Source organism: Pseudomonas sp. PDM20, from assembly GCF_014852575.3.
Classification (GTDB): Bacteria; Pseudomonadota; Gammaproteobacteria; order Pseudomonadales; family Pseudomonadaceae; genus Pseudomonas.
Genome location: NZ_CM181224.1, coordinates 6,343,334 through 6,360,406, shown reverse-complemented (window position 1 = coordinate 6,360,406; position 17,073 = coordinate 6,343,334). Strand labels below are relative to the sequence as shown.

Below are 17,073 nucleotides of genomic sequence, written 5' to 3'. Positions count from 1 at the left end.
ACTCGTGTCACTCCGCCGCATGGCCTGGACGACGGGGGACGTAGGGTAGCAAGCGGTCGGTTTCCGCCTTCACCACCGCGTAACACTCGCAGCTCAATGCCTCCAGGCGCGGGCGGTCCAGCACTGTGATCCGCCCCCGGCTGTACTCGATCACACCTTGCTTCTGCAGTTTGCCGGCCGCTTCTGTGACGCCCTCTCGCCGTACACCGAGCATGTTGGCGATGAGCTCCTGGGTCATGATCAGCTGGTTGCCGGGCAGGCGATCGAGGGACAGCAGCAGCCAGCGGCAGAGTTGCTGGTCGATGGAGTGATGGCGGTTGCAGACTGCCGTCTGGGCCATCTGAGTGATCAATGCCTGGGTATAGCGGAGCAACAACATGAGCATGTCGCCGTGGCGACTGAACTCGTCCTTCATTCGTTGCCCCGCGAGCCGGTAAACGCTGCCGGCGCTTTGCACGATAGCGCGGCTGGGGGTGCTCTCGCCGCCCATGAAGACGGCTATACCGACCAGCCCCTCATTACCGACCACGGATATCTCGGCCGATGCACCACTTTCCATCACGTACAAAAGCGAAATGATGGAGTCGGTGGGGAAGAACACGTAACGCATCGCATCACCGGGTTCGTAGATCACCTTGCCCAGATCCAGGCGTTGCAGCTCCAGATGGGGGAAAAGGCGTTCCTGAACCTCGCGGGGGAGTGCGGCCAGTAAATGGTTCTGCGCGGGGGAGGGAGTCTCTCGCATGGCGGCCTCCTCACGGGGCGTATCGCGACTATTCAAGCATACAATTTCAGGCCTTTGCCGGTGGTGCAAAGTTCCCTATCGCACAGACCGGACTCCTATTTGCGCGCAGCCTGGAGCTTGCGGTGGCGGATGCTGATCTGGCGCCTTGTACGACCCTGTCATCGCATCGTTCAGGGTGGGCGTGAACATTGAAGATCTGGATTCCTGCGGTATTTACTAGGGCCATAACGGCATAGTCGCCGATGACCATTCCTGCCCCGGCCGGGCGCGGATAGGCTCATCGGGAGTGACAACTGCAACTCCGAGGACGAAGGCCTTGGCGGCCTCAAGGAAATCGTGCTGGATTCGCAAAGTGGGCAAGTTGCCTGTGCCGGGCTGTCATTCGGCGGAATCCTGGAGATGGGAGAAAAACTGTTTGCAGTTACATGGAGGCGGGATACGGCGAACAAGCGCTTCGTGCTTGACGTCGACCTGGATCGCCTGAGCAGCGCGCCGGGGTTCGACTAGGATAATTGGCAGGACATGCAGCATTCGACATTGGGCGGGAAATACCTAATCATTATCATTATGAAGCCGCGCCAGTCGAAGCTCCCAGCTTCTGATTGATTGTGCCTGGCCGTGCCCTGCCTTTTTGTTAAATTGAAGCCGGCCAGATGATTCTTAATCAGCGGATTGGAAATATATTCGAGATTGACTGGATATTGGCCCGCTTGAGTGAGTCCATGATCACGGCGACACATTCAAGTTGTTGTCTGATTCTGGCGAGACTCTCCCTATTCGTGGAGGATTCGGAACTGACTTCTTCTGCCACAAGATCATTTATCGCCTGTGTCAGGCAACTGCTTGCAATATTAAGGCTTTGCCCAAATCGCTTTTCTTTCATGTCGAATCCCCGCTATTTTCCTGAGAATCGCATGGCTTGAGCCCAATGAGAGACCCCGCAGTTAGCGGGGTCTGGGGATTTCACAGTACTTTAACCTGCTCGGCCTGGTCACCTTTAGGGCCAACGCCCACCAGGAAGCTCACGCGCTGACCTTCATCCAGTGACTTGAAGCCTGGAGTGTCGATTTCTCGAAAATGGACGAATATGTCCGGCCCCATCTCGGGGGTAATGAAGCCAAAACCTTTTACTGCGTTGAACCATTTTACGGTTCCATTCTGACGAATAGCCATGATGATCTCCACGCGAATGGCTGCAGAGTGAAGTGGCCGAGGAGATGGGCGTCATTCATCAAGACGGAGCCGCTAAACACGGCAGAGGAATTAAATTATACAGCGAGCGGGGAGGTTTGCAGGGATTTTAAGATTAATTTTGATTATTCGGATGAATGGTCTGCTGGATGAGCATCGATATTATGTCTTTCATGAGTTTTTATTTGGTCTTTCTGTTTTTTTGACTTCTCTGAGATGTTGGCTAGAGGTTTTGATGGTCGCAGTTGCGGGGATGTTTCCCTAATGGGATTGAACTTGGTGGAAAAGATACCCGATCCAGATTCATTCCAGTAAGTTGGGTGCATATGAACAAAGAGTCCTCCCGTAGCGAGTCTGGCTGCAGCTTGGCATATGGCCGGCACCGGCTCACGGTGCCGGACTCTTTCAGCTGATTGCCGGGGGTAGCGTTACGCAGGCGGCCAGCACCCAGGCGGATGCATGGTCAAACCTCAGTTTGTTCCGCCATTGCCAGAGCGTCGTCGACCTCGATACCCAAATACCTAACAGTACTCTCCAGCTTCGTATGGCCGAGCAGCAACTGCACTGCTCTCAGGTTCTTTGTTCTGCGATAGATCAGCGATGCTTTGGTCCTACGAAGCGTGTGGGTTCCGTAGAGTGTGGGGTCGAGGCCGATTGTGGTTATCCAGGTTTTCACAATGCGGGCGTAAGCTTTTTCTTTCGCCATGAGACAGGCAAGTGACGGGCCTTGCCTATCAAGGGGCCCTTTTCGCGTCATGCAGAGCGCTGGCATTGAGCGTGATTTGTTCGTGGATTGGGCGCTTCAGTGGCCAATGACGTCTGATCAGGTGAAGAGGTAGGGCGATCGCCATGTCTGAAAACACCCGGCCGCGATGGGGGCCTCTCTAGGTCGAGGCATTCGCCGGAGCTTGCAATCGAAGATATGTCACAACGAACCACGCAATTTACCGTGACCGTCACGAATATTGGTTGCGTTTATACGTCCGTGAATCCTAAAATCCACCTAAATGGACTGGGGGTTCCCGGTCGGCGTTATGGCCTCGGTGCGATCACCGGGGCCTTTCGCTTTCTACAGGGGGGTGAATTTTGAGGCCCATCCCTTCGAAGCCGACGCCGACCTGCATACGCCCCCCGCTGCAGAAAAATTTCCGCTTCAGCAATTCGAAGGCGCGGTTCTCTTGCTCGGGCCTGACTACAGATAGCCCGATCGGGCGTGCTACTAAGTCAGCAAGCTGCAGGCCAGAAGAGTTAGTTTTTTTGTCAGCAAAAACGATTTCGAAAGGCAGTGTCTTACCGAATTTGTTGTCTCCAGCACAGACGCGCCGGAATTCGAGCTCCAGCTCTGCGTCCTCGCGCTTCCCCCTGCACTCCACAACGACATAGGTCGTCAGCTGCTCCTGCCCCTTCTCCTCGACAAACTCGAAGAGTGTCTCCAGGCAAAAAGCGAGCGCAAGGTGGTACGGGTTGCTTGTGCGCTCACGGAGTCGGATCTTATCGATTACACAGCCAATTAGAATGAAATTGCTGGTCTCGATAATGCCAGTCAGTTCGTTAAGGAATTGGTCCTTGTGCGGTCGGCTGTCGAAGCGGAAACCACCCTTTTCTTTCCGAATATCGGTCTCGTGTAATACCACGAGATCGTGGCCAAAGTGCTTGAATTTAAATGACTCGATTGAGGGTACGACCCGCTGCGCGTAGTGACTTTTGTGGAAGACACAAAATGCTAATACGAACACTGGATAGTTTGGGTCAACATTCTCCAGTCCATGGTCACCGCTCTCGTCTACGTAAACGACGTGCTTACTATACCGCTTCTCGGGAACAACCGGCTCAGGAGGGGCGGCCGGAGCTTCTCCTGCTGCAGGAAATAAAGGCAATTGCCCAGGCAGTGGTGCTATGGGTACGGCGGATAGATCTGGGAGCTTATCTGTCATTTGCTCGACCAAGAGCCGGAATTTGGGCTGACGATCATAACGGGCTGCATATATGCATCGCAAAAATTTCGCCGCGACGCCGCCGGGCATACCTCATGGACGGTCTGTCGATAACGCCAAACTCACATGAATAATCGGTATGGGTAGCTGGTGTTAGGCAGGCTCATTACGTTCGAAATTGTTCGAGCGAGCCGTTGTGAGTACATGATGGTTACTGGTAACGGGTCATACAGCGCATCGTTATTCCAGTCCATCTTGGCTAATGCAATCGCCTCTGAAGCAAGGAGATCGAAGGGCCCTCGCCCCATGTGCCGCCGCAGGAATATGGGCTTAGGAATGCTCTTGGCTCCCTGGAAGTAGTCTCTTCCCCCCACGACAGAGGGGGCATTGCCAGCGATCCATAAAAGCGCCGAATTCCCAGATGTCATCACAAAGGTGCCGCGAGGCACGGGAAACTTCGCGGCTCCGATGCTCGCCGGTGTAGAGCTATTCTCGACCAGCCATACGCCCCGCCAAGCCGAACTGGAGCCAATTTCTAAGCACTCGACCTCAGGAATCGTAAACGTTGCTTCCTGAACTCCCTTTAACTCGTCTTCAGTGAATGCTGTCGTCTTGTGAATGACCAGACGGCGGGGAACGCGACCGCCATGACCTTCAAGATAGAGACGTAGGCTTCGTGTCAAAACGGCACGCATATCTGCTTTCGAAAGGAAGGGATTCCGACGAGCTTCGGGCTCATCGGAAATTGAATCGTTCGCTTCAAATGCAACGAACTGCATTCCCCCGCCCTCCATATCAAAGACTTGAGAGCAACAGGTGACGTAATGAGCAGAAGAGCGCCTGATTGCGTAGGCCAGGCCTATGTAGGCGGTATCCGCTGGGGCACCGGCAATAGGGGATAGCTTCCAGGGTGTTCCGCCGGCTTTTGCATAAAGGGCTATCGCAAGCCTCCATGCTCGTGCTCCCCAGTTGTTAAAACTGAGGGATTTATCGTTCACGACCTGAGTGGGGATCCCCAACTGTGCTGCTAGAGCTTTTAGCTCATCATGTGCATCAAATTCTTTGGTTCGCAGGTGCCGAAGCCATCGATCAGGAAAGTACACGAGTGCTACGTCAAACTGATCTCGGGTTGCCGATAGGCGGATAAGGGCCTGATGCAACGCGGCGCGAACTCTATCTGCCGCCTCACCAGTGCCGGGAAAATCGTTTAAGTCCTCTGGCCACTTTACGTGAACCTGTTGATCTGCTCCTGACAGATCAACCCCAAACAAACTGCTAAATCCTGGATACTCTTGCGCATAGCTGCTCCTGTCCGTGTTTCTCTGGCGTACACGCAGGCTATCCCGCATATCGCGAACTCGCTCTGCTCCGGAGCGTGGGCCGACATAAGCAATACGAAGGTCGGAGACGTAATGTCGAAAGGACGCTTGGTCGAAGGCGCCGAATCGCGAAAGGCCAATTAAAGGATGACGGTGGGTGGCATCAGCTGTCCCAACTGAAAAGGCTAGCAATGGTTCATCCAGAAGGGTAAACGCCGGTAGTTGGATAGGCACAGTCCGTGTGTTCATGCTCACCGCCCCGATACGTGGTAAGAGTTGTGGTCATGACTTGGACGACTTCGAGCTGTGCGCGGCCCCAGCTCAAATTCAGCAGTAATTCCTCGCCCCTCGGGAAGCCTATAGGCTGTTCTGCGAGCCCCATTTATGTGAGCTAGCAATTCGACCCAGGCATCGAATATGGCTGACCATCTCGGATTGTATTTCTGCACCCACCGTTCGCGGCGCCAATCTTCGGCTTTCCTATGCTCAAGAGTGGACTGCGTAGGGTCTGCATCCTTCCCCGCTCGAGAGAAATCAATAAACGTGGCTGGCTCGAATACCACCCACCATCGCCCATCGGCCTCTTCGAGGCGTATCCAAACCCCTTCGGCATACCGAGCAGTTGTACCTGGCACCAATCCAGTAAGTTCAGTGCCGTATGCCGATTTCAAATTTGCCAACTGTTGGCGTCGCTCAGCGGCTGCCTCAGCGGTAAGGTTTGCATGGGGCCAAGAAACCGAAAGGCTGTGTCCCCGTCCCTGTAACCTTGCTCGTAAAGGGAGATTACGGCATAGGGCGCGGATGAGCGCTTCGTAAATCACTCCCTTCGCCCATGGATCTTTCGAGATATCGAGTTGAATCTCGCCGGAGAGCTTTGGGCCGAGGGGAGAGAGTGCCTTGCATAAAGCCTCGTCGTCGCCGAAGGCAGCAATTACGCCGGGCTGACCGGCGAGACCTATGACTGCCTTGGTCATGCTCTCCTTCAGCAGGCCTCGGATTTCCGCAACTTCTACGGGCGAGTCGAGGGTGATCTTTCGTGCGGAGTGCGGCATTGCTAGCAGCGGCAACGCTGATAAGCGCAACACAGGCGCTGCCAGAGTTGGGCTGCGTTCCAGTGTTACTGGCGTCGGGGTAATTGATCGTTCCGAGCTGATGACGTGGCTGACCAGCGGTGGCGGTAGCTCGGTGATATCCGCAATATTTCCGAGAAGCTCGTCGAAGGTAGTGCCACACACCAGATGAACGTCGACTCCTGCTGTCTCTGCCTCTTCAAGAAATTCAGTTACGGCAGGCAGCAGTCTCGTTGGATCTTGGCACAGCCAATAAATGCCCTTTGGGTAGTGGACTGGATCAGTCAGAACTGCTCTTAGAGCCTGCATAATGGATTCGTCGCGGCCGCTGTAGCCCACCACAATGAGGCCGAACCGATGTAGGGACTGCGTCAGCACCAAGCGCAGTCGCTCATCCTGCTCTAGCAACTCCGAGTCAGTGTTTTTTAGCTCGACAGATTGGTAGTCGCCATGAAGTTTGACGATCAAAGGCCACTCGTTTTCCCGCAAACATGTCTCTGCTCGGGCGCTGTTATCGATGGCGGCAAGAGTCACTGAAGAGCGGTCGCTTGGTGGAAGCAGTTGGGCGGCAACGGTCGCTGAATCTTCTATCAGGGTGTCGAAATTGGTGGTGAAGACGCATGAGGTCTGATTGGAGCTTAACAGTGCGCCCAGTACCTTATGCCCTAAAGACGGGCTGCCCTTGGATACTTGCCTTTTGATGTAAAGGCGTCGGTCTTCTTGAGAGGGATAAAGTGCTTCGAATGCTCGGCTGTATTCAGTCGGTGACCACTTGGGAGGAAGTACTCCTTTCCGCTCGTGATGCTGATCAATCCGCTCTTGCCATAGAGGGTCCGAAGAGTCGATTTCTCGAGAACTGATTCCCGTCTCCGACGCATAGAGTTGCGCCCGGAACTCTTGAATCATTTGATAGCCGGTCGGTATCCCTGCCGTTGCGGAAGCGCCTGCTCCAAGCAGCCAAGCATAACTGGAGGGGTTAAGCGCAAATCTAGTTGCAAAAGCTCGTCCGCTGGTTTCCTTCATGCAGAACTCCCTGAGCAATCGAAGCCTAATCTAACCTTCTCGCTTCCATGCTACATGGCAATGATAGGCTTTGTGCAGCCAAAATTAACCAGGCCATGCGGTACAAGAATTTGAGCGAAGCGTCGCAATGTTTTCGGGCGGTAATTGGCCTCGTTCGGCGTTTGGATGCCTCGCAAAATAAGGATGCGGGCTCCCATTTCGTGGCCGATGCGTAATAAAAAAGCGCCAAAGGCTGGGAGCCTATGGCGCTTCGGGTGGTGCGAATATCAGTTATTGCTGTAGCCAGGACTCAACCGTGTCGTTGCCGTGTTCGGCTTTCCAGGCCTTCAGAACCTTATGGTTGCCGCCTTTGGTTTCAACGACCTCATTGGTATGAGGGTTCTTATACACCTTGATCGCACGAGCTCGGCGAGCTGGTTTAGCAGCACCAGTGCGTACGCCTCGATGAGACGCGGGGTCAAGGATCGCCACCACGTCCTTGAGGGACTTGCCATACTGGGCGAGAAGGGCATTGAGTTTCTCTTCGAACTCAATTTCCTTCTTCAAGCCAGAATCATTTTTCAACGATTCAAGATAGGCCAGCTGATCGGCCAGGGCTTTTTCTGCTGCGCGAAATTCGGCAAGCCTAGACATGATTTACTCCGGGTAAGAATAATTACGTTTCCCAAGTTTAAAGCAGCTAATCAGGGCTGGCTACCAACTGAATGCGGTTTGATTTAGTGACGTCTGCTTTGGAGCTAGCTGCGACCCCAGCCGACTGCGCGGCGCGCTGCGGGTTTTGCCCTTCGGGCTCCCCTGTTACGGTGCTTGCCCGATACGTTGTGCGAGCGGAAGCGAAATTGCCTGCCGCATCCAAGATGGCATTTCGCTGCTTTGCAGCTTCTGAAGGTGTTGTGTACCAAGCTTATTGAGAATTTTGGAGATGTTTCCCAAACTCAGATCCTGAGGGCCCAAATAGTAGAGGGCGATGATCGCCAGTCCGGCAACCGAATCTGTGTGCTGAAAGCAGAAACTTGGGGCGTGCTGAAACCTTACTGTCAGATTGTATACACGAATCTTCATGCTACGAGCAGTAGTGTAGAAAACAGGAGTGACCTGCATTTGCGTGGTTAATCCGAATTTCCGAACAGCCTCTGCGCCATGGGTCTGATATTTTTCCCCCTTGGAGTTCATTATTAGCTCAATGACGTCAGTCAGCTCCGCACCTATTTTGCCGAAGGGTGGGATGGTTTCAAGGCGCACATAAATTCCACGACTGACCCTCTCAATCTCTCCGCAAGCAACAAGTCTATACAGCGCACTGAGTACCGCTTTGCGAGGCCCAAGGGCGCGGAGGGCGCTAGTTTGAAATGGACGACGCGCTGGGTACCGCAGTATCCAACCCTTGACTGCGCTTGCGACTCTGAGTGGGCTTGCCATTTTTTGGGGGCCGGCTCTTAAAGGCTTTCGGTTGTGGAGGAACTGAATATGGGGCCGAGCAGATGAGCTATGCCTTGCGATTCGGCAAAGGTCTCCTCCTCAATCCTTCCTGCGAGCAATACTTGGTCAGCGCTGGGGTAATGCCGTAATAGAAGCTTCGCATCAGATCGAAGCGTCATCGGGAGACTGATGTTTTTGGAGATTTCGACGAGAAGCTCTCGAGTCTGAATGACTGCGCGAGTGCGTTCGTGCGGCATTGACATCATCTATCCTCCAGAGGTGGATTTTGAAGGAGGATTTTTTGGCGGCGACTTGTAGATGTGCTTGTCGACCCGTAATGGCTCAGTCCATTCGCCAAGTTCCGAAAAGTACTTTTTGCCACTTACGGTCTTAAACATTACGCCTGACCTGTTGGTTGCCGAGTCGGCTACCTGAAGTATTTCGTCCAGCCGTTCCATCTCCCAGGATTCCGTTCCGGTCAGTCTGCTAGGGACAACGACCGAGATCTTCTCAATTTGGAAGTCGGGTCCTTCCTCGATCATGGCTTTTTTAAGGACCACGATGCTGGTCGTCATGAGGACGCTTTTGTAGCGTGCGCGGCTAATGACGCGGACGACCTCTATGAAAAGCACGGGAGCATTCAGCTCCAGCTCGACGAATGACCAAGCCTGTGCCGAGTCATCCTCCTTGAGGCCTCCTAAGAGAATCTCACCCTGCCGATGTGTCACGAACATGACTTGCTCCTTCCGGGCCTCGAGCGTGATCAGCCTCGTGTTGTCCGAAGCCGTCTCTTGAGTATCGATGAACAATATATTTTGTAGCCATATCTTGTTCAATATCGCTTTATCGCTTCCTTTTGCGGGTATGCAAAATGGAAACGAAAGAGCGCTTCGGGAAAGCCCTGCGGCTTGTGCGACTTCGGCGAAACCTGTCCCAGGAGGCTTTTGCAGTGGTGAGCAGCCGGACGTTTATCAGCATGCTTGAACGCGGAAAGACCAGTCCTACGTTGGAAAAGCTGGACGAGCTTTGTTCGGTTCTTGAGATCCATCCCGCTACCTTGGTTGCACTCACTTACATGTCAGATGAGAGGGACAAGGGGAAGTCAGGCAGAGAGGTGCTGCAGGTCATCTCAAGGGAGCTCCAGCAACTGCTCGAGGGCTCTGAATTCGGCTAGGCGGGAATTTTGTGAGTGCTGACGGCTATGCGCTCTGGGCGGTCAGTGTTTCATTTTCTTCGGTCGGAAATCGTTGCCGCTGTAAGCCCGACAAAACGGGAGTTTCACTTTTCGCCGTTTCAGCTAAAAATCGCTGTCCAAACACAGCTTTTTGAAACGACTATTTTGGCAGCGATGCTCTCATTTCCATGAGGGCCACGAAATTAGCTGGCTGCCGTTGGAGGTCGGTATTTTGAAACGAATTTTTCTTAAGCTAATCAAAGACGCCGTCAACTGATCGCGTCTGACCCGGAGCCAGAGCGGCTCCGGGTTGCCTCCTCCAGTTACATAATCCCTCCAAAAGACCGGATGTAGTCCGTTTTCAAACTGGCTACAATGCGCAGACTATTGTCTCGAACGTCGAGGTTTGTGCATGAAATTCCGTCTACTCCTGTGGATGCTCGGTCGCCTGATGGCCAAGGCCAGCCGCGAAAACCCGGCGTTCCAGAAGCAGCTCGAAGGCAAGGACCTGGTGTTCCAGCTCCACACGCTCGACGGCAAGGTCGCCCGCCACTACATCGTCAAGGACCTCAAGGTCAGCGCCCGTCGCGGCACCCATCCGCAGCCGGCCTTCGCGCTGGGCTTCAAGGACGGCGCCTACGGCTTCGCCACCATGACCTCGAAGAACCCGCAGCTGGCCTTCATGCAGGGGATCCAGAACAAGGACATCCAGATCCAGGGCAACCCCGGCCTGGTGATCTGGTTCCAGGGCTTGGTGAAGTACCTCAAGCCGAAGAAGAAAGCCGCGCCGGGCAGCGACAAGAAAGCCGCCTGAGGCGCTTTCGACGACCAGAAAAAAGGCCCCTTCGAGGGGCCTTTTTCATGTCTGCATCGCGACGGCTTCAGCGTTGGTACATTCAATGCGCGGGATTGAACTGGCTGGCCAGCTCGCGCAGCACCGCTTCGGCGTCGAGCACCTTGCGCACGGCGTCTTCGGCCTTCTCGCGGGGGATGTCCAGGCGATCCAGCAGGTCCTGTGGAATGTCGGTCTCCGGGCCGCTGCCGATGCCGTGGTTGCGCAGCAGGCGGGTCGCCAGGCAGACCAGGTTGGCGTAGGCCGAGCAGTCGCCGGCGTAGGACGGGTCGTGCTGGAAGCGCAGCGCGGTGTAGATCTCTTCCGGCATGTCCCAGGTGCGCATCAGCCAGGCGCCGATCTGCTCACGGGTGATGCCCAGCAGGTGCTGCTCGACGAGGTTGTGCTCGACGTGCGGGTTCACCTCGAGGTGCCGGCAGATCAGTGAGAAATGCGGCGGGAAGATGTGTGCCAGGACCAGGTAGCCGATGCTGTGCAGCAGGCCGCCGAGGTAGGTCAGGCCGGCTTCCGGGCGCTCGGCGCGCGGTACGGCACGAGTCAGGCCCTCGATCACCGCGGCGGTGTAGATCGCCTGGTGCCAGTAGGGCTTGGCGTGCTGCGGCTGGTCCTTGGGCAGGCTCAGGGTCTTGCCCAGGGCCAGGCCCAGGGCGAGGTTGATCACCAGGTCGAAGCCCAGTACGCGGACGATGGCGTCCTCCACCGAGCGGATCTTGCCGGGCGCGGCGTAGTAGGGCGAGGCCGCCCAGCTGACGACCTGCGCGGCCAGCGCCGGGTCGGTCTCCACCACGCCGGTGATGTCGTCCACGGTGGCGTTGGGGTCGACGCGCAGCTTGATGATCTTTTGTGCGGTTTCCGGCAGCGGCGGAATCTCGATGGTTTCCTCGAGGCGCTGCTGGATGCGGCGGGCGGTGAACGCCTGCACGGCCTGGGTGATTTCCTTGCGGTCGTCGTCCGGGCGGTCGAGGTTCGGCCGGATCGATTCCAGCGCCACGCCGAAGCGCGCCGCGCTGGCTTTCTCCAGCAGGCTGCGGAAGGACGCGGTGGGAATCTCCAGCAACGTGCCGGCTGCGCCGGACTCGATCAGCAGCTGGGGTTCCTGCAACAGGCGCTCGTCATACAGGCACGGCGAGCTGGTCAGCGGCGGCAGCGCCGGCAGGCGGCCGAGCTGGTGCTTGCCGAGCATGCGCTCCAGGCGATCGGGCTTGACCGCCACCAGCTTGCGGCCGGTGAGTTCGGCCAGGCGGTTCAGGTCCAGCAGCTGGCTTTGCGGGAACAGCACCAGCAGGGTGCCGACGGCATCTTCCAGCAGGCTGGCCTGTACCCGGCGCGAGGCCGCAAGCGTAGTGACATCGCAGACTTCGCGAGACGGTATGCCCAGCTTGGCGAGCAGCTGCAGGATGACCTCTGGGGCCTGCGAGGAGTCGGATGGGGCGCGTGCGGCGTCGCTCATGAATGTGATCCGGTTATCAACGGCTGGGTCGGAGTATAACCACGCAGTCAGCGTGACCGAGCAGTCAACTGACCGATGAAAGTGAAATAGATCACACTTGTCCGTATTGCTGCCCGTGTCTCAGCCAGCGTGCCAGCAACGGGCTGACCGATTGCGGCCAGTGTGCCAGCAGGGCCTGGGCGGCATCGCGCACCGCCGGCAGCAGGTCGGCGTCGCGCATCAGGTCGGCCACCTTGAATTGCAGCAGGCCCGTCTGGCGGGTGCCGAGCATTTCGCCGGGGCCGCGCAGCTCCAGGTCCTTTTCGGCGATGACGAAGCCGTCGCAGGTCTCGCGCATGATCCCCAGGCGCTCGCGGCCGATCTGCGACAGCGGCGGGTGGTAGAGCAGCACGCAGTGGCTCGCCGCGCTGCCCCGGCCGACGCGGCCGCGCAGCTGGTGCAGCTGGGCCAGGCCCAGGCGCTCGGGGTTTTCGATGATCATCAGGCTGGAGTTGGGCACGTCAACGCCGACCTCGATCACCGTGGTGGCGACCAGCAACTGCAGCATGCCTTCCTTGAAGGCTTCCATGACCACGGCCTTGTCCGCCGGCTTCATGCGCCCGTGGATCAGGCCGACGCGCAGTTCGCCCAGCGCCGAGGAGAGTTCTTCGTAGGTGGTTTCCGCAGCCTGGCAGGTGAGTTCTTCGGATTCCTCGATCAGCGTGCACACCCAATACGCCTGACGGCCTTCGGCGCAGGCGGCGCGCACCCGCTCGATCACTTCGATTCGGCGGCTGTCGGCCACCAGTACGGTGTTTACCGGGGTGCGGCCGGGCGGCAGCTCGTCGAGGATCGAGGTGTCGAGGTCGGCGTAGGCGCTCATTGCCAGGGTCCGCGGAATGGGCGTGGCGGTCATGATCAGCTGGTGCGGGCAGAGCCGGCCATCGACGCCTTTCTGGCGCAGGGCGAGGCGCTGCTGCACGCCGAAGCGGTGCTGTTCGTCGATGATCACCAGGGCCAGGCGCTTGAACTTCACTTCGTCCTGGAACAGCGCGTGGGTGCCGACGATCATCGGCGCGCCGCCGGCGATCTGTTCCAGTGCGCTGGCGCGGGCCTTGCCCTTGAGCTTTCCGGCCAGCCAGGCGACTTCGATGCCCAGCGGTTGCAGCCACTTGGTGAAGTTGAGGAAGTGCTGCTCGGCGAGAATCTCGGTCGGCGCCATCAGCGCCACCTGATAGCCGGCTTCCAGCGCCTGCAGGGCGGCGAGGGCGGCGACCACGGTCTTGCCGGCGCCGACGTCGCCCTGCACCAGGCGCAGCATGGGTTCGGGCTGGGCGAGGTCGTAGGCGATCTCCGCGCCGACACGCTGCTGCGCGCCAGTGGGCTTGAAGCCGAGGTTCTTCAGGTACAGCGCCGGCAGGCGCTTGGCCGGCGGCAGCTGTGGCGCGGCCTGGGAACGCACGCTCTCGCGCAGGCGTTGCAGCGACAGCTGGTGAGTCAGCAGTTCCTCGAAGGCGAGACGGTGCTGGGCCCAGTGGCGGCCTTCGGCGAGTTCTTCCAGGTCGGCGTCCGGCGGTGGCCGGTGCAGGTAGCGGATGGCTTCGTCCAGCGGGCCCAGGCGGTAGTCGCGGGCCAGTTCCGCCGGCAGCCAGTCCGGCAGGCTCGAGGGGCCCAGGCGCGCCAGGGTCTGCTCGCTGAGCTGGCGCAGGCGCTGCTGGGTGAGGCCTTCGGTGGTCGGGTAGATCGGCGTCAGGGTCTGCTCCACCGGCGCCGCGGCGGCGTCGGTGAGCGAGCGGTATTCGGGGTGGTAGATCTCCAGGCCCGAAGCGCCGGGGCGAGCCTCACCGTAGCAACGCAGGTGCGTGCCGCGCTTGAGGTTCTCCTTCTGCGCCTGGCTGAAGTGGTAGAAGCGCAGGCTCAGGGTGCCGGTGCCGTCCTGCAGGCGCACCAGCAGGCTGCGCCGCTTGCCCATCACCACGTCGGCGCCGGAGACCACGCCTTCGACCACGGCATCCTGTCCCGGACGCAGGGCGCCGATGGGGGTGATGCGGGTGCGGTCCTGGTAGCGTAGCGGCAGGTGGAAGAGGATGTCCTGGAGATTCTCCAGGCCGACCTTCGCCAGCTTCTCTTCCAGCGCGGCGCCCACGCCCTTGAGCGCGGTGACCGGGACGTTAGACAGATCGGTCATGCCGGTTCGGCTTCACCCTTGACGGTCGGCTTGGCGACCGAGCACAGGCGGATCGAGTCGGCCAGCACTTCGATGGCGCGCGGGCGCGGGAAGCTCGCGCGCCAGGCGATGGCGACGGTGCGGAAGGGGACTGGCGCGCTGAACGGGCGCACTTCCAGCACGCCCGGCGCGTAGTGGTGGCTGTCCACGGCGGAGAACGGCAGCACCGACACGCCAAGGCCGGAGGCGACCATGTGGCGGATGGTTTCCAGCGAGCTGGATTCCACCGTGGTGTGCCTGTTTTCGCCGCCCTTGTGGGTGGTCGGGCAGGCTTCGAGCACCTGGTCGCGGAAGCAGTGGCCTTCGCCGAGCAGCAGCAGACTCTTGTCGTTGAGCAGCTCCGGGTCGATGGTCTTTTTCGCGGTCCATTGGTGGTCCGCCGGCATCAGCACATAGAAGGGCTCGTCGAACAGCTGCAGGGTCAGCACGTCGGCTTCCTGGAACGGCAGGGCGATGATGATCGCGTCCAGCTCGCCGGTGCGCAGCTTGTCGCGCAGGATGTGGGTGAAGTTTTCCTCGATGTACAGCGGCATCTGCGGGGCAACCCGGTGCAGCTGCGGGATCAGGTGCGGGAACAGGTACGGGCCGATGGTGTAGATCGCGCCGACCTTGAGCGGCGAAGTCAGCTGGTTCTTGCCGGCCTGGGCCAGTTCACGGATGCCCTGGGCCTGCTCGAGGACCTTCTGCGCCTGCGCCACGATGCCTTCGCCGACCGGGGTCAGGCGCACTGCACTCTTGCTGCGCTCGAAGATCAGTACGCCGAGCTCGTCTTCCAGCTTCTTCACGCCCACCGACAGGGTCGGCTGGCTGACATGGCAGCGCTCCGCGGCGCGGCCGAAGTGTTGCTCCTGGGCAAGCGTGACGATGTAGCGCAGTTCGGTAAGGGTCATGGCGACTAAGTCCGTTGAGGTGGCCCAAGCATAGCGGCTGCACCGCCGCGAACCAACCGCGCTAAACTGCCGAGCTTTGATTCGCGGAGCCAAGCATGAGCAAGAGCACCTTCCCCAGCCTGATGATCGTCGGTTGCGGTGACGTCGGCAGCCGCCTGGGACGCCAACTGGCCGCCCGTGACTGGCGCGTCCACGGCCTGCGCCGCAACGTGGCCGCGCTGCCGCTGGAAGTGCTGCCGGTGGCCGGCGACCTGGGCCAGCTCGAATGCCCGGACACCTGGCCGGTGGGCAAGCTGGACTACCTGGTGTTCTGCGCCGCCGCGACCCAGCACGATGAAGCCGGCTACCGCGCCGCCTACGTCGAAGGCCTGCGCAACACCCTCGGCTGGTTGCAGCAGCGTGGACAGCTGCCCAAGCGCCTGCTGTTCGTCTCCAGCAGCGGCGTCTATGCCCAGCGCGATGGCGAATGGATCGACGAGACCTCGCCCGCCGAAGCCCAGAGTTATTCGGGCAGCGTGATGCTCGAGGCCGAGCAGGTGGCGCTGCAGAGCGGTATACCCGCCAGTGTCGTGCGTCTCACCGGTATCTACGGCCCCGGCCGCGAGTGGCTGCTCAAGCAGGTGTGCGAGGGCTACCGCGTCGCCAGCGAGCCGCCGCTGTACGCCAACCGTATCCACGCCGAGGACGCCGCCGGCCTGCTCGCCGCACTGCTGGAAGCCGACCGCAGCGGTGTCGCGCTGGAAGACTGCTACATCGGTGTCGACAACGACCCGGCGGCGCTGCACGACGTAGTCGGCTGGCTGCGCGCGCATCTGGGCGTCACCCACTGGGCCGACGAGCAGACCGTGCGCCGCGCCGGCAGCAAGCGCTGCAGCAACGCCCGCGCCCGCGCGCTGGGCTGGGAGCCGCGCTACCCGAGCTTCCGCGAAGGCTACGCGGCGATCCTCGCCGGCAAGCAGGACTAAAAGGGTCTGATGGACGCCAATCGACTGCTGGCGCGCCCCTGGTTACCGGGGGTGGAGTTGTTCCATGCGGACTTCTCCGGCCAGCCGTTCGGGCGGCACAGTCACTATGCCTTTGCCATCGGCGCCATCCTGCACGGCGCTGGTGGCTACCAGTGCCGCGGCGCGCACCACGTGCTGCCGGCCGGCACCCTGTCTCTGATGAACCCGGAGGAGCCGCACACCGGCAATGCCGAGTCCGAGCGGCTGGTCTATCGCATGCTCTATATCGAGGAATCGCGCCTGCTCCCGCTGCTGGGCCGCAAGCAGTTGCCGCGTGGCTTCCAGGCGCTCAATCCGCACGATGACGGGCAGGTGGCGGAGGCGCTGCGGCGCGTCGCCACGGAGTTCGAGCGCAACGACGCGCTGGCGCTGGAGAGCGAACTGCTGGCGCTGCTGGAGTTGGTGTTCGTTCGCCACGGCGGCATGCGCCCGACTGCCTCGGCCTCGCGCGACGGCAGCGTCACTGCCAAGCTGCGCGACTACCTGGAAGCGCATTACCGCGAGGCGGTCAGCCTCGAAGCGCTGGCTGAGCTGCTGCAGCGCCATCCGCGCCACCTGATCGAAGCCTTCCGCAACGCTTACGGCGTGCCGCCGCACACCTACCTGCTGCAGCGGCGCATCCGCGAGGCCAAGCGCCTGCTGGTGGCCGGCGAGAAGCCGCTGGAGGTCGCGCTGACCCTGGGGTTCTACGACCAGGCGCACTTCTCCGGCACCTTCCGCCGCTTCACCGGCGTTACGCCCGGTCGCTTCCTGCGCGCCACGCGCACCTGACTTTCTTCCAAGACCGGCAAACCC

At 59.4% G+C, this 17,073-nt stretch carries 17 protein-coding genes and 1 pseudogene; 5 read left to right on the top strand and 13 right to left on the bottom strand.

The genetic code is table 11. The features are described 5' to 3' along the window. Nucleotides 1-7: 7 nt before the first annotated feature. Complete coding sequence (locus IB261_RS29270) at nucleotides 8-745, bottom strand: Crp/Fnr family transcriptional regulator (protein WP_192383585.1); 738 nt, start codon at nucleotides 743-745, stop codon at nucleotides 8-10. Nucleotides 746-997: 252 nt separating this feature from the next. Here IB261_RS29270 and IB261_RS29265 point away from each other — a divergent pair, with 252 nt between their 5' ends. Beyond that, nucleotides 998-1,252 carry a PRC-barrel domain-containing protein gene (locus IB261_RS29265; RefSeq protein WP_192383841.1) on the top strand — a complete coding sequence of 85 codons (255 nt, stop codon included), beginning with the start codon at nucleotides 998-1,000 and terminating at the stop codon, nucleotides 1,250-1,252. 456 nt (nucleotides 1,253-1,708) lie between these two features. On the opposite strand, the gene IB261_RS29260 is transcribed toward IB261_RS29265, so the two are convergent. The 9 genes and pseudogenes from IB261_RS29260 to IB261_RS29220 form a co-directional block, all read right to left on the bottom strand. After that, nucleotides 1,709-1,918: a cold-shock protein gene (locus tag IB261_RS29260; RefSeq protein ID WP_045217843.1), complete on the bottom strand. Its 210-nt coding sequence runs from the start codon at nucleotides 1,916-1,918 to the stop codon at nucleotides 1,709-1,711. A 481-nt stretch (nucleotides 1,919-2,399) separates the two neighbouring features. After that, nucleotides 2,400-2,630: pseudogene (locus IB261_RS29255) on the bottom strand (tyrosine-type recombinase/integrase); the annotation flags it as partial. A 355-nt stretch (nucleotides 2,631-2,985) separates the two neighbouring features. Further along, a complete protein-coding gene (locus tag IB261_RS29250) occupies nucleotides 2,986-3,870 on the bottom strand; it encodes a DUF3800 domain-containing protein (protein ID WP_192383586.1) in 885 nt (294 codons plus the stop codon). Between the two features lie 122 nt (nucleotides 3,871-3,992). Further along, nucleotides 3,993-5,438: an argonaute/piwi family protein gene (locus IB261_RS29245; protein WP_192383587.1), complete on the bottom strand. Its 1,446-nt coding sequence runs from the start codon at nucleotides 5,436-5,438 to the stop codon at nucleotides 3,993-3,995. Between the two features lie 2 nt (nucleotides 5,439-5,440). After that, nucleotides 5,441-7,282: an SIR2 family protein gene (locus IB261_RS29240; protein ID WP_192383588.1), complete on the bottom strand. Its 1,842-nt coding sequence runs from the start codon at nucleotides 7,280-7,282 to the stop codon at nucleotides 5,441-5,443. A gap of 270 nt (nucleotides 7,283-7,552) precedes the next feature. Beyond that, a complete protein-coding gene (locus IB261_RS29235; protein ID WP_192383589.1) occupies nucleotides 7,553-7,915 on the bottom strand; it encodes a histone-like nucleoid-structuring protein, MvaT/MvaU family in 363 nt (120 codons plus the stop codon). 165 nt (nucleotides 7,916-8,080) lie between these two features. Continuing rightward, a complete protein-coding gene (locus IB261_RS29230; protein ID WP_225606191.1) occupies nucleotides 8,081-8,701 on the bottom strand; it encodes a DUF6088 family protein in 621 nt (206 codons plus the stop codon). Nucleotides 8,702-8,718: 17 nt separating this feature from the next. Then, the gene (locus IB261_RS29225; protein WP_427871394.1) at nucleotides 8,719-8,958 is read right to left on the bottom strand and encodes a BPSL0761 family protein; all 240 of its coding nucleotides are present in this window, start codon (nucleotides 8,956-8,958) and stop codon (nucleotides 8,719-8,721) included. Between the two features lie 9 nt (nucleotides 8,959-8,967). After that, nucleotides 8,968-9,435: a hypothetical protein gene (locus IB261_RS29220; RefSeq protein ID WP_192383591.1), complete on the bottom strand. Its 468-nt coding sequence runs from the start codon at nucleotides 9,433-9,435 to the stop codon at nucleotides 8,968-8,970. Between the two features lie 137 nt (nucleotides 9,436-9,572). On the opposite strand from IB261_RS29220, the gene IB261_RS29215 reads away from it, so the two are divergent. Both IB261_RS29215 and IB261_RS29210 read left to right on the top strand, forming a co-directional pair. Then, on the top strand, nucleotides 9,573-9,875 hold the full coding sequence (locus tag IB261_RS29215; protein ID WP_192383592.1) for a helix-turn-helix domain-containing protein: 303 nt from the start codon (nucleotides 9,573-9,575) through the stop codon (nucleotides 9,873-9,875). 412 nt (nucleotides 9,876-10,287) lie between these two features. Beyond that, nucleotides 10,288-10,689, top strand: coding sequence for a helicase (locus IB261_RS29210; protein WP_081515143.1), 402 nt, complete (start codon nucleotides 10,288-10,290; stop codon nucleotides 10,687-10,689). 82 nt (nucleotides 10,690-10,771) lie between these two features. Here the strand turns inward: IB261_RS29210 and IB261_RS29205 are convergent, their stop codons facing one another. The 3 genes from IB261_RS29205 to IB261_RS29195 form a co-directional block, all read right to left on the bottom strand. After that, a complete protein-coding gene (locus tag IB261_RS29205) occupies nucleotides 10,772-12,178 on the bottom strand; it encodes an aminoacyl-tRNA deacylase and HDOD domain-containing protein (RefSeq protein WP_192383593.1) in 1,407 nt (468 codons plus the stop codon). A gap of 91 nt (nucleotides 12,179-12,269) precedes the next feature. Further along, nucleotides 12,270-14,345 carry an ATP-dependent DNA helicase RecG gene (gene recG / locus IB261_RS29200; protein ID WP_169935469.1) on the bottom strand — a complete coding sequence of 692 codons (2,076 nt, stop codon included), beginning with the start codon at nucleotides 14,343-14,345 and terminating at the stop codon, nucleotides 12,270-12,272. After that, complete coding sequence (locus tag IB261_RS29195; protein ID WP_081515145.1) at nucleotides 14,342-15,274, bottom strand: hydrogen peroxide-inducible genes activator; 933 nt, start codon at nucleotides 15,272-15,274, stop codon at nucleotides 14,342-14,344. The genes recG and IB261_RS29195 overlap by 4 nt, the downstream gene beginning before the upstream one ends. A gap of 95 nt (nucleotides 15,275-15,369) precedes the next feature. Between IB261_RS29195 and IB261_RS29190 the strand changes: the two genes are divergently transcribed. Together IB261_RS29190 and IB261_RS29185 are read left to right on the top strand one after the other, a co-directional pair. Next, complete coding sequence (locus IB261_RS29190; protein ID WP_192383594.1) at nucleotides 15,370-16,239, top strand: NAD-dependent epimerase/dehydratase family protein; 870 nt, start codon at nucleotides 15,370-15,372, stop codon at nucleotides 16,237-16,239. A 9-nt stretch (nucleotides 16,240-16,248) separates the two neighbouring features. Next, nucleotides 16,249-17,049: a helix-turn-helix transcriptional regulator gene (locus IB261_RS29185; RefSeq protein ID WP_192383595.1), complete on the top strand. Its 801-nt coding sequence runs from the start codon at nucleotides 16,249-16,251 to the stop codon at nucleotides 17,047-17,049. Nucleotides 17,050-17,073: the final 24 nt, after the last annotated feature.